The organism is Citricoccus muralis (assembly GCF_003386075.1).
In the GTDB taxonomy this organism is placed as follows: Bacteria; Actinomycetota; Actinomycetes; order Actinomycetales; family Micrococcaceae; genus Citricoccus; species Citricoccus muralis.
Genome location: NZ_QREH01000001.1, coordinates 2,739,345 through 2,751,748, shown reverse-complemented (window position 1 = coordinate 2,751,748; position 12,404 = coordinate 2,739,345). Strand labels below are relative to the sequence as shown.

Here is a 12,404-nt window from a genome sequence, read left to right as displayed (position 1 = left end):
CTTTCATCGCGGTGGCCGGTGGCGCCGGTGGCGCGCGGCAGGTCAGAGCTGCAGGCGGTGGCGTGGTGGCGCCGAGCTCAACCGTGCAGGATCAGGCTCATCGCCTCGGAACGGGTGGAGGAGTCGCGGAGCTGGCCCCGGACGGCCGAGGTCACTGTCTTGGCGCCGGGCTTGCGAACCCCGCGCATGGACATGCACATGTGCTCTGCCTCGATCACCACGATGGCCCCGCGGGGGCTCAGGTGGGTCATGAGGGCCTCCACGATCTGCGTGGTCAGCCGCTCCTGCACCTGGGGACGCCGGGCGAAGACCTCCACCAGCCGGGCCAGCTTGCTCAGCCCGGTGACCAGCCCCTCCGGGGAGGGGATGTAGCCGATGTGGGCGGTGCCGTGGAAGGGCACCAGGTGGTGTTCGCACGTGGAGTAGAACGGGATGTCCTTCACCAGTACGAGTTCCTCATGCGCGATGTCGAAGGTGGTGCCCAGGATGTCACCGGGATCCTGCTTCACGCCGGCGAAGAACTCGTCGTAGGCCTTGGCCACGCGCTTCGGGGTGTCCTGGAGACCCTCCCGGTCCGGATCCTCGCCGATCGCCTCGAGGATCTCGCGCACGGCGGCCTCGATGCGGGGACGGTCCACACCGGCTGGGGCCAGCTCAGCCTCGTCGTCCACGTCCACGTCCCTCAGGGTGTTCTGTGTCTGCTCCACGATTCCGATCCTATCGGTGGGTGAACCGGTGCGGCGGCCGGGCCACCGGGCGGTGGCCGGTGGCGGACCGGTCAGGTCTGGTCGGCGTGAGGCAGGTCCGTGGGGCCCGAGGGTCCTCCGGGCCGGCCGGTCCCGCCGTCGGGCTCCCCGGGCAACTGGCTGCCGGGGGTGGGATCCACCGTGGGATTCAGTGAATCCGAGGAGGACTCGGGGTCCACGGGAGGCTCCTGCGCGGGATCGGTGTGACCGGCACGGCCGTCATGGCCGTCACGGCCCTCAGAACCCGCGCGCCCGGCGTCGCCCCCCTGGCCGTTCGATCCGGCCTTCTCCGCCACGGCCCGGCGCTCGGCCGGGGACAGGATGGGCGGCTGGTCGGAGACCGGCCGGTCCTCGCTGGAGAGCCATACGGTGCGGGGCTCGCGCTGGCGGATCTCGGAGAAGATCTCGGCGATCTGGGCCTGGTTGAGGGTCTCCTTGGCCAGCAGCTCGTAGGCGAGCCGATCCAGGATCTCCCGGTTCTCGTTGATGATCCAGTACGCCTCGTCATGGGCCTGGTCCAAGAGCTGGCGCACCTCGGCGTCCACCAGGCCGGCGACCTGCTCGGAGTACTCACGGCCGCTGCTCATGTCCCGGCCCATGAAGGGCTCGCCACTTCCGGTGCCGAGCTTCACGGCGCCGATGCGCTCGCTCATGCCGTATTCCGTGACCATCTTCTTGGCCGTGTCCGTGGCCTTGGAGATGTCATTCGAGGCTCCGGTGGACGGATCGTGGAAGATGATCTCCTCGGCCACGCGGCCGCCCATGGCGTAGGCGAGCTGGTCGAGGAGCTCATTGCGGGTGATCGAGTACTTGTCGTCCTCCGGGACCACCATGGTGTAACCCAGGGCGCGTCCGCGCGGCAGGATCGTGATCTTGGTGACGGGAGCCGAGTTGCGCAGTCCGGCCGCCACCAACGCGTGGCCGCCCTCGTGATAGGCGGTCACCTTGCGCTCGTGCTCCTTCATCAGGCGCGAGCGCTTCTGCGGCCCGGCCATGACGCGGTCCACGGCCTCGTCCAGGGCGCGGTCGTCGATCAACTGCGCATTGGAGCGGGCGGTGAGCAGGGCCGCCTCATTGAGGACGTTGGCCAGGTCCGCACCGGTGAATCCGGGGGTGCGCTTGGCCAGGCCCCGCAGGTCCACCCCGGGGGCCATCGGCTTACCCTGGGCGTGCACAGACAGAATCTGGTGGCGGCCCTCCAGGTCCGGGGCCTCCACCGGGATCTGCCGGTCGAACCGGCCCGGGCGCAGCAGGGCGGGGTCCAGCACGTCGGGCCGGTTGGTGGCCGCGATGAGGATGACGTTGGTGGTGGCGTCGAAACCGTCCATCTCCACCAGCAGCTGGTTCAGGGTCTGCTCGCGTTCGTCATTGCCGCCGCCCACGCCGGCACCACGGTGGCGGCCGACGGCGTCGATCTCGTCCACGAAGATGATGGCCGGTGAGTTGTTCTTGGCCTGCTCGAACAGGTCGCGCACCCGGGAGGCGCCCACGCCCACGAACATCTCGACGAAGTCGGAGCCGGAGATCGAGTAGAACGGCACGCCGGCTTCGCCGGCCACGGCCTTCGCGAGCAGGGTCTTGCCGGTGCCGGGCGGGCCGTACAGCAGTACGCCCTTGGGGATCTTGGCGCCGACGGCCTGGAACTTGGCGGGCTCGGCGAGGAATTCCTTGATCTCGTGGAGTTCCTCCACGGCCTCCTCGGCCCCGGCCACGTCCACGAAGGTCACCTGCGGCATGTCCTTGGTGATCAGTTTCGCCTTGGACTTGCCGAACTGCATGACCTTGCCGCCGCCGCCCTGCATGCGGGACATGAGGAACCAGAAGACCAGGCCGATGAGAAGGAAGGGGATGATGAAGCCCAGCATGGACAGCAGCCAGTTGTTCTGCACCGGCTCATCCGTGAAGCCGTCCAGACCGGAGGCGTCGATGGCCTCGACCACGTTGTCCGCGCGAGCCGTCGAATAGTAGAAGTAGACGTCCGTGCCGAGGTCACGGCCATCCTGGGAGTAGGGCTCGCGCAGGGTCAGGTCGACGCGCTGCTCACCGTCCTGGATCTTGGCCTGGGCGGCCCTGTCCTCCTCGAGCAGAACCAGGCCCACGTTGGTGTCTACCCGGGCGGAGGACCCCTGCGTCAGCGCGGGGATGATCAGCATCAGGAACACTGCGGCCAAAACGATCCAGATGATCGGGCCCTTGAAGACCTTCTTGGCTTTCAACAACTCTCCTGACCTTGACCTGCTCCGATGGGCACGGCGTGACCATCCGGTACGGCTCTGTGCCGTTGACCCGCTGCGGAACGGAGCCGCCGGCTCCGGGCACAGCCGTACCCGTCCACGGTACCGGGGGATAGTCTACGGCCGGGGTCTGGGAGTCCGCCGTTCGCGGGCGGTGGAATGGCCGCCGGCGCCCATGGCGGGCGGCGTCAGGAGTAGACGTGCGGGGCGAGGGTCCCGATGAAGTCCAGGTTGCGGTACTTCTCGTCGAAGTCCAGGCCGTAGCCGACCACGAACTCGTTGGGGATGTCCTGGCCGACGTACTTGACGTCGATCTCGACCTTCATGGCCTCCGGCTTACGCAGGAAGGCGCAGATCTCGACCGAGGCGGGGCCGCGGGACTCGAGGTTGGTCTTGAGCCAGGACAGCGTCAGGCCGGAGTCGATGATGTCCTCGACGATGAGGACGTGGCGGCCCATGAGGTCGGCGTCCAGGTCCTTGAGGATCCGCACCACACCGGAGGACTGGGTCCCCGAGCCATAGGAGGAGACGGCCATGAAGTCGAGGGTGACGTGCGAGTGCAGTGCGCGGGAGAGATCGGCCATGACCATCACCGCCCCCTTGAGCACCGCCACCAGGAGGACGTCCTTGCCCTCGTAGTCGCGGTCGATCTGGGCTGCCAGATCCTTGATGGTGTCCTGGATCTGCTCTGTGGTCATGAGCACATGATCCAGGTCGCCGTGCACGTCCTGTGCTTCCATGCGGGCTGCTCCTGCTGCGGGTTTCTGTGGTTTGCGCTACCGGGAAGGCGCCGGGGGATCTGGGGGGTCCGCGGGGGACTCCAGGACCGCTCCGGCGTCGAAGTCCAGTGTCGCATACCCGCCGGTACGACGACGGCGGGAGACCACGCCGCCCGGCAACTGGACCGGCCCGGCCGAGGTTCCCCCGCTGATCCGGCCGGCGATCAACCGGTCCACGGCCAGCACGCGTTCACGGCTGGGCCGCTCACCGCCCGCCGCGACGACGGCAGAGCCGATGACCCGGTACCGGATCGCGTCCGGCAGCGCCGCCAGCTCCTCCAGCGGCAGGGACACGTTCGCGCCCCGCTCGGCCGTGATGTCGAAACGGCTGCCGGTGCCGGAGGTGTGCTCGCCGGACCTGAACCTCACGAGTCGGCTGTACTCACGGGAGGCCCACTGCTCGAGGGCATCGGCGTCCTCGGCCGCGATGTCCGCACTGCGCGCCAGGGCCGCGGACAGGCCGGGACCCAGGCCTTCCACCGGATCCTCGAGCGCGGGCAGCACGCGGGCGCGGAGCCGCGAGCGCAGATAGGCCGGGTCCGCGTTGGCCGGGTCCTGCCACCAGCGCACGCCGGCCCACCGGCAGATGGCCTCCGTCTCCTGCCGGGTCAGGTCCAGCAGCGGACGCAGGATCAGCCCACGACGGCGGGGGATCCCCGCGAGCGACCGCGTCCCCGACCCCCGGGCGAGACCCAGGAGGACCTGTTCAGCCTGGTCATCACGGGTGTGCGCCAGCAGCACCGCTCCGGAGTCCAGGCGCTGGGCAGCGGCCTCGAGCGCGGCGTAGCGGGCCTGGCGGGCCGCAGCCTCGGGCCCGGCGCCGGCGGCGGTGACCTGCACGCGCTCGATCACCACCGGTTCGAGTCCCAGTCGCCGTGCGATGGCGGCCGCGCGGTCTGCCACGGCTGCGGAGCCCGCTTGGAGACCGTGATCCACGACGACGGCGCCCGCACCACCCGCCAGCGCCGGGTTGGCCCGGGTGCGGACCGCCTCCGCGGTGACCACGGCGAGCGCCAGGGAGTCCGCGCCGCCGGAGAGGCCGACCAGCGGCGTCCGACGCCCCTGCGTGGCCGCCGCGACCGCATGCACGGCCCGGTGGAGGGCCTCCGGCCAGCGGGTGGCGGGCGGCCAGGTCTCCGGGCCGGCCGGCGTCGTGCGGGTATCCGGGCCGACTGATGCCTGGCCGTCCGGTACCGGGCTCAGCCCGTCTCCCGGATGCGCTGGATCCACTGTTCCGGGTGCTGGATCTCCTGCTCGCCGGGCAGGTTCTCGGCCGCCTCCCACACCACGTTGAAGCCGTCCATGCCGAGCTCCCGGACCACGTGCTTCACGAAGCGCTGGCCCTCCCGGTACTGGCGCATTTTGGCGTCCATGCCCATGATGCGCCGGATCCAACGGTCCAGGGAGGAGCGGGTGGCGCCGCGGTGGTCGAAGCGCTGGCGGATGGTCTTGACGGTGGGGACCACCGAGGAGTCAATGGCGTCCATCACCACGTTGGCGTGCCCCTCCAGCAGGGACATCACGGCGTTGAGGTGGGCGAGCCGCTTCTTGTCCTCCGGGTCCTGGATCAGCTCGAGCAGCCCCATGGAGGCGGGGTGCTCGTCCGTGCCCAGCTCGGCGGAGCCCTGGCCACGCTCCACGGAAGCCGGGTCCGCCTCGGGCCCCTGCAGCAGGGCACGGACACGGGCGGAGAGGCGCTCGGGCAGGGTGTCGGCCTTCTCGAACATGCCGCAGACCAGGGCCATGATGTGGGACTGCAGGTGCTCGCGGAGCCACGGGGCGGCGGCGAACTGCACGCGGTGGGTCTGCTCGTGCAGGCAGACCCAGAGGCGGAAGTCCTCCGGGTCCACGTTGAGCTCCACCCTGACCTCGGCGATGTTGGGTGCCACCAGCAGCAGGCGGCCGCCCTCCGGCCCGGCGGAGGTCCCGTCCGGCCCCGGCAGGGCACAGAACGGCTCGTACTGGCCGAGGACCTTCGAGGAGAGGAACGCCAGGACGGCACCGACCTCCATGGCGGTGGCGGCGGTGCCGAGTCCGCCGGTGGCTCGGGCATACTCGGCCGGGCGGATTGACTGGACGTGCTCGAAGGCCGGGCTCAGCAGGGTGGAGAAGGCCTGGACATTGGCCTGCGTCCAGGTCGGGCGGTCCACCACGAGCACGTCGGAATCGCGCAGGTCCTTCGCGGCGTCCAGCCGGGTGATCCGGTGGACGTGGTCCACGGACACCTCGGCGGCACGGCGCAGGCCGTTGGCCTCACGCTCTGCCTGGTGACGGGTGAACCGCGGCCCGGCGGCACAGAGGCGGGCCGCGGTGGCGGCGGCCAGGTCCCAATTCACCGGGGACGGGACAGTCTGACTGGAGACGGATTCCATGGACCCATCCCACCACACGGCGGCTCAGCCGCGCAGGGTGGCCGCGCGGTCCAGGACCTCGGCGAGGTAGGCGGCACCGGTGGCTCGGGCGGCTTGCGCCGTGGTGCGCAGTTGCTCGGCCGTGGCCAGCCCGCCCAGCGAGGCGGCGGGATCGGCATCCAGGAGGGCGCCGGCGTCGGGCATCAGGAGGCGGGCCTGCCGGGCCCGCGAGGCGTGGGTGCTGAGCACCGGCTCCGAGGCCTCCACCTCGGCCAGCACCCGGGTCAGGTCAGTCTCGTCCTGGCGCTCCTCCAGCATGACCAGGCGCTCATAGACGGCTGGATTGCCGATCTTGATGCGCTGCGCGTTGATCAGTTGGGACAGCATGGGCGCGGAAAGCCCCAGCACGCGGGCCAAGGTCCGTTGGCTCAGCCCGTAGGCGGCCATGATGACGCCGAAGCGCTCGGACAGGGAGATCCCGTAGATGGCCTGCTGCTGGGCGAGGCGCTGATCGGTGTCCGGCGAAGGCATGGGGTTCATCCTAGCCAGATTTCCACTTGCAAAGGTGCGCCACGGATCCACCGGGTGCTCACCGGCGGGCAGCCGCGCACCGACCCTACCGGCACCCACATCCGGCCAGGACGACGGCCCCACGGTCCACGGCGAAGCGGGCGTTGTCCAGCACGCCCGGCTGGCCGTTGGCGACGAAGCTGAACAACAGGGTCCGGCCGTCCTCGGTCTTCACCGTGCCGGTCAGGGAGGCGACGGAACTGAGCGTGCCCGTCTTCGCCTGCACGTTGCCTGCGGCATCGGTTCCGAGCATGCGCTGCTCCAGCGTGCCCTGCTCCCCGGCCACGGGCAGGCCGGCGACGGCCGTCTCCAGGTCAGGGGCCGTCGTCGCGACCTGCATGGCGGCGGTCAGCTGGGAGGCGGACACCAGGTTCTCGCCGGACAGGCCGGAGGCATCCACCAGGGCCATCCCCGAGGTGTCCACCTCGAGTCCCGCCAGGGTCTTCTCGATGGTCTGCGCGGCGCCGGTGAAACTGCCCGGGGCACCGGCGGCGAGCGCCAGGTTGCGCCCGGTGGCCTCGGCGACCTGGTTGTCCGAGGTCTGGAGCATGTACGCCATCTGCTCGGCTAGCGGCGCGGACTGCACGCTCGCCAGCTCGGTGCCCGGTGAGGTCGGTTCCGGAGACGTTGAGTCCGGTGACGTCGGGTCCGAAGATGCCGGCTCCGTCGGTGCCGACTCCGTCGACGTCGGCTCGGCCGCCGCCGAGTCGGCCGGAACCCGGCTCGTCTCCGCGGCGAGGGTGATGTCCAGTCCGAGGGCCTGCGCGTGTGCGGCCAGCTGGTCCCGGAACACCTCGGCGGCATACAGCGCCGGGTCATGGAGGCGATCGGTGTCCCGGCTGGGCACGGCCCGGCCGCCATACGTGGCCATTGGCTGCACCGCCGAGGCGTTGCCGGAGGACACGATGTCGCTGGACCAGTCCGGCGAGGCCGCGGGGCCCTCGTAGCCCGAGTCGTCGAGTTGGACCGACACCGTGCCCGTGGTGCCCTGGGCCTGGAGCGCCTCTGCTGTCCTGAGCGCCAGCGTTCCGAGTCCCGCCCGGCCATTCGCCTCGTCAGCGTTCGCGCCGGTCCCCAGCATCACGTCTCCCCCGGCCTTCAGCACGACGGCGGTGCCGCCCGGTCCCGCAGGCATGCCGACGGCCGCGGTGGTGTACCGGTGGTCCGGTCCGAGGACGCCCAGGGCGGCCACGGCGGTCAGGACCTTGACGGCAGAGGCCGGCACCACAGCGGTGTCCGCTCCCTGGTCGTAGAGCAGTTCGCCAGTCAGCCCGTCCCGGACCGCGGCGGAGACGGAACCGTCCTGCACCGTCAGCGCCTCGTCCAGCAGCGGTGCCAGTACCTCCGGTTCCGGGCTCGGCACCAGCAGCGGCGTCAGGTCGGGGAAGTCCAGGAATTCGGTCAGGGTGGCCGCCGCGGAGGCCGCCGCCAGCGGCTCGGCGGTGCCGGAAGGGTCCGCGGTAGTGGGAGACGCAGCGGCGCTGGAAGGTTGGCCGGGCTGGGAGAAGCCGGCCGGCGTCGTGCTGGTGGTGGTGCTGATGCCGGTGCTGGCGACCGCACCGGGCGCCGTACCGGAGGTCGGGACCGGGATGACGGTGCAACCGGCCAGCAGCGTGGCCGCCGCAGCCCCCAGGGCCACTCGGGCCACCCTCGCCGCTCGCGCCGTCAAGGAGGCCGGTCCGCCCGCGCGGGCGGGCCGTCGCAGGGCAGGGCGTTCGGTCACGGTGGGGCTTTCCTGGTGGGGCGCGGGATACCCTTGATTCTAGACGCCGCGCCTGGCAGCGCCATCCGGCGCGGTGACCACCGAAGCCCACCGAAGAAGCAGCGCCAAGGAGCACCGTCCATGAGCCATGACGTCACCATCGAGATCCCGGCCGGATCCCGCGTCAAGTACGAGTTCGATCACGAGTCCGGGCGTCTGCGCCTGGACCGCATCCTCTTCACGTCCATGCAGTACCCCACGCACTACGGGTACTTCGAGGACACGCTGGGCGAGGACGGCGACCCACTGGACGCCATGGTGTTCCTGCCCGGCTTCGACCTGGTCCCCGGCGTGATCGTGGAGGCCCGCCCGATCGGCGTGTTCAACATGACCGACGACGGCGGCGGCGACGCCAAGCTGCTCTGCGTCCCGGAGGACAAGCGCTTCGACCATATCCAGGAGCTCGAGGACATCGACGAGTGGTTGAAGAAGGAGATCGAGCACTTCTTCACCCGCTACAAGGACCTGGAGCCCGGCAAGTGGGTCAAGGCTGAGGGCTGGCAGGGCCGCGAGGCCGCCGAGGCCGAACTCGCCGCCTCGGTCGAGCGCTTCGCCGCCCATGGCGAGGAGACCCCGGAGGACGAGCCGCAGGGCCGCGACGTCGAGACCGCGGAAGAAGAACCCGCCGTCTCCTCGGGCGCCCCGCAGGGCCGCGACGCCTGATCGCTTCCCTGTCCTGATCGACGTCGAGGGCCGTCCCCACCGGTGGGGACGGCCCTCGACGTGGTTAAGAGAAGTGGTTAAGAGAAGTTGTCAGGAGGGAGGTGGCGCTGCCGGCCGGGGCGCAGGTTGCTGGCAGAATCGAGGCCATGCCCAACTACGTCCTGACGATCAACCAGCGTGATTCGCGGGAGGTCGGGGACATGGTCGGCGACCTGTTGCGATCACTGCGCCCCGTGAGCACGGTGGTGCCCTTCCAGCGCTCCTTCGGCGACGAGGCCATCGGCATCGTGCCGGACGCCCGGTCTGCCGTCGATGCATCGATGCGGGCCCTGCGCCAGCGGCGCTGGAACGTGGGCATCGGCGTCGGCTCGGTGGGGCCGGCCGACCCGGAACGCGGCGGTTCCCTGCCGGACACCCAGGTGATCCACGATGTCGGCGGGCCGGGGCTGGTCTACGCGCGGCGGGCGGTGGAGGAGGCGGCCAAGGCCGGGGTGCGGGTGCCAGTGGCCGTGGACGGCCCCGATGCGGTCGTGGCCGAGGAGTCTCAGGCCGTGCTGCGGCTCATCGGGCAGTTGGTGCTGACCCGCACGGACGCGGAGTGGGCGGTACTCGACCTGCTGGTGCCGGGGGTCCGGGGACAGCAGAAGCCGGTGGCCGCCGAGCTCGGGATCACGGTGCAGGCCGTCTCCAAGGCGGTGCAGCGCTCCTTCTGGAACGAGGAACACGCCTGCCGCCCGGCGGCCGAACGACTGCTCTCACTGGTGGACGCAGTCGAGCTCCCCCGCTGAGCTCCTCGCCCGCCGTCCCCGCTTGATAACTTTCAGTCGACTTCGGGTGGGTTCGGCTCGAACACCCACCCGAAGTCGACTGAAAACGCCGAGATGGTGGGGGGGGACGTGAATCAGGTGAGCAGCGAACGCAGGACGGTGGCGGCGCCGTTCTCGTTGACGTGCCCGGTCACCTCATTGGCGACCTTGATGACCTCCGGCGGCGCCTGGCCCATGGCCACGCCGCGGCCGGCCCACGCCAGCATCTCGATGTCGTTGCGGCCGTCACCGACGGCCACCGTGTCGTCGATGTGCACCCCCAGGTGGTCGCGCAGGGCCTCCAGCCCGGACGCCTTGGTGACGCCGGCGGCGGCGATGTCCAGCCATGCGGACCAGCCCACGGAGTACGTGACACCCTGCAGGCCGATCGACTCGACGGCCTCACCGAACTCCTCGGCCGAGGAATCGGTGGAGAACACGACGAGGCGCACCGCGGTGGCCTCCATCAACTCCTCGAAGGTCACGCCTTCGGCCTGGACGCCGAAGCTCATGTCCTGGAAGCGCTCGGTGGACAGGAAGCGTCCCCGGTCGTCCTCGATGGCGTACTTTGCGCTCGGCAGGCGGTGGCGCAGGGAACGGAGGGCCGGTGCCGGGTCGAAGGTCCTGCGGTCGATGACCTCGTAGCCGTCCTCGAGGGCGGTGGACAGCTTCAGGGTGACACCGCCGTTGCTGCAGACACTGTGTCCTTGGTCCAGCCCGATGGTCTGGATGATCGGCAAGGTCGCCGCGAGCGAGCGGCCGGTGGCGATGAGGACGTGGTGGCCGGCCTCGACGACGGCACGCGCGGCCTCCCGCACCTCGTCGTCCATGTGGCCGTCGTGGTCCACGAGCGTACCGTCCACGTCCAGGCACACCATCTTGCGGGAGCCGTTGCCGTGGGGCTGGTGGCCTGAGGAGGTCATGTCCGAGGTGGGACGGTAGGTGGTCTGGAGGGAACCGGTGATCGGGTTCCGTTCTTCGTGCCGGTCTTCGGTGCCAGCGTTCCTTGAATTGAGCATGCCCCTAGTCAAGCAGACCGCGCGGACACACAGTAGCCCGTTCCCTGCCGGCGGATGACGGGACGGTTAACACTCACAGGTTGTCCCCAGTGTGGACATCTTGTCTCCAGGGTGGATATCCACCCGCGGCGGCCTACTTCGAAAGGACCGGCAGGACCTCGAGGCCGCCCAGGTAGGGCCGCAGGGCCGCTGGAACGTTGACGGAGCCATCCGGGTTCTGGTGGTTCTCCAGGATGGCCACGAGCCACCGGGTGGTGGCCAGGGTGCCATTGAGCGTGGCGACCATGCGCGTGCCACCCTTGGAGCCACTCTTGCTGCCTTCTTCGGCGGCCACGCGCTCACGGATGTTCAGGCGGCGGGCCTGGAACGTGGTGCAGTTCGAGGTGGAGGTCAACTCCCGGTAGGTCTCCTGGGTGGGGACCCAGGCCTCGCAGTCGAACTTGCGGGCGGCACTCATGCCGAGATCACCGGCGGCCGTGTCGATCACGCGGTACGGCAGCTCGACCATGGCGAGCATCTGCTCCTCCCAGTCCAGCAGCCTGGCGTGCTCCTCGGCGGCCTTCTCCGGAGAGGTGTAGATGAACATCTCCAGCTTGTTGAACTGGTGCACGCGGATGATGCCGCGGGTGTCCTTGCCGGCCGAGCCCGCCTCGCGGCGGTAGCAGGTGGACCAGCCGGCGTAGCGGATCGGCTCTTCCCCCAGTTCGAGGATCTCGTCCGCGTGATAGCCGGCCAGGGCGACCTCGGAGGTGCCGACCAGGTACAGGTCGTCCCGCTCGAGCTTGTAGATCTCGTCATCGTGCTCCACGTCGAAGCCCGTGCCCTGCATGGTCTCGGGACGCACCAGGGTGGGGGTCATCATGGGGATGAAGCCGTTCTTCAGGGCCAGGTCCAGGCCCATCTGCATCAGCGCCAGTTCCAGGCGTGCGCCTACTCCCTTGAGGAAGTAGAACCGGGAGCCGGAGACCTTGGCGCCGCGCTCCATGTCGATCGCGCCGATCAGCTCACCGATCTCCAGATGGTCCCGCGCGGTGAATCCGTCGGCGGAGAAGTCCCGGATGGTGCCCACGGTCTTGATGGTGCTGAAGTCGTCCTCGCCGCCGGCGGGCACGCCATCCTCGATGAGGTTCGGGAACCGGCGCTGCAGGCCGTCGAGCCGGCTCTTCGCCTCGTCCGAGGCAGACTCGGCCGCCTTGACGTTGGCGGAGAGCTCCTTGACCTCGGCCAGCAGCTGCTGCTTCTCCTCACCCTTGGCGGCGGCGACCCGCTTGCCGAAGGCCTTCTGCTCGGCGCGGAGCTCCTCGAACGCCGTGATCGACGAACGGCGCTCCGCGTCGGCGGACACGATCTGCTCGACGAGTGACTCGTCGGCGCCGCGGGCGCGCTGGGAGGCCACATAGAGGTCCGGGTTTTCGATGAGGTGCTTGACGTCGATCACGAACACCAGCCTAGCCAGTCTCCGGCCGCGTCACTG

The 12,404-nt window shown here is 70.0% G+C and carries 11 protein-coding genes; 2 read left to right on the top strand and 9 right to left on the bottom strand.

What is annotated here, in order from left to right; all coding sequences use genetic code 11:
- Window positions 1-77: 77 nt before the first annotated feature.
- The 7 genes from folE to dacB form a co-directional block, all read right to left on the bottom strand.
- The gene (folE, locus tag C8E99_RS12200) at window positions 78-686 is read right to left on the bottom strand and encodes a GTP cyclohydrolase I FolE (protein ID WP_115933460.1); all 609 of its coding nucleotides are present in this window, start codon (window positions 684-686) and stop codon (window positions 78-80) included.
- 92 nt (window positions 687-778) lie between these two features.
- Complete coding sequence (gene ftsH, locus C8E99_RS12195; protein ID WP_115932511.1) at window positions 779-2,962, bottom strand: ATP-dependent zinc metalloprotease FtsH; 2,184 nt, start codon at window positions 2,960-2,962, stop codon at window positions 779-781.
- A gap of 206 nt (window positions 2,963-3,168) precedes the next feature.
- Complete coding sequence (gene hpt, locus C8E99_RS12190) at window positions 3,169-3,720, bottom strand: hypoxanthine phosphoribosyltransferase (protein WP_115932510.1); 552 nt, start codon at window positions 3,718-3,720, stop codon at window positions 3,169-3,171.
- 36 nt (window positions 3,721-3,756) lie between these two features.
- Complete coding sequence (tilS, locus tag C8E99_RS12185; protein ID WP_245952310.1) at window positions 3,757-4,989, bottom strand: tRNA lysidine(34) synthetase TilS; 1,233 nt, start codon at window positions 4,987-4,989, stop codon at window positions 3,757-3,759.
- Entirely contained in the window at window positions 4,959-6,131 is a 1,173-nt protein-coding gene (locus C8E99_RS12180) for a zinc-dependent metalloprotease (protein WP_115933458.1), read from the bottom strand. Before C8E99_RS12180 ends, tilS begins: the two co-directional genes overlap by 31 nt.
- Before the next feature lie 24 nt (window positions 6,132-6,155).
- A complete protein-coding gene (locus tag C8E99_RS12175; RefSeq protein ID WP_147301233.1) occupies window positions 6,156-6,641 on the bottom strand; it encodes a DNA-binding protein in 486 nt (161 codons plus the stop codon).
- Window positions 6,642-6,726: 85 nt separating this feature from the next.
- Complete coding sequence (dacB, locus tag C8E99_RS12170; RefSeq protein ID WP_147301232.1) at window positions 6,727-8,403, bottom strand: D-alanyl-D-alanine carboxypeptidase/D-alanyl-D-alanine endopeptidase; 1,677 nt, start codon at window positions 8,401-8,403, stop codon at window positions 6,727-6,729.
- Window positions 8,404-8,523: 120 nt separating this feature from the next.
- On the opposite strand from dacB, the gene C8E99_RS12165 reads away from it, so the two are divergent.
- Both C8E99_RS12165 and C8E99_RS12160 read left to right on the top strand, forming a co-directional pair.
- On the top strand, window positions 8,524-9,105 hold the full coding sequence (locus C8E99_RS12165) for an inorganic diphosphatase (protein WP_115932507.1): 582 nt from the start codon (window positions 8,524-8,526) through the stop codon (window positions 9,103-9,105).
- 146 nt (window positions 9,106-9,251) lie between these two features.
- On the top strand, window positions 9,252-9,893 hold the full coding sequence (locus C8E99_RS12160) for a hypothetical protein (protein WP_115933457.1): 642 nt from the start codon (window positions 9,252-9,254) through the stop codon (window positions 9,891-9,893).
- A 113-nt stretch (window positions 9,894-10,006) separates the two neighbouring features.
- On the opposite strand, the gene C8E99_RS12155 is transcribed toward C8E99_RS12160, so the two are convergent.
- Both C8E99_RS12155 and serS read right to left on the bottom strand, forming a co-directional pair.
- Window positions 10,007-10,834 (bottom strand): HAD family hydrolase, encoded by an 828-nt coding sequence (locus C8E99_RS12155; RefSeq protein WP_245952483.1) that lies wholly within the window; start codon window positions 10,832-10,834, stop codon window positions 10,007-10,009.
- 229 nt (window positions 10,835-11,063) lie between these two features.
- Window positions 11,064-12,368: a serine--tRNA ligase gene (gene serS, locus C8E99_RS12150; RefSeq protein ID WP_115933456.1), complete on the bottom strand. Its 1,305-nt coding sequence runs from the start codon at window positions 12,366-12,368 to the stop codon at window positions 11,064-11,066.
- Window positions 12,369-12,404: the final 36 nt, after the last annotated feature.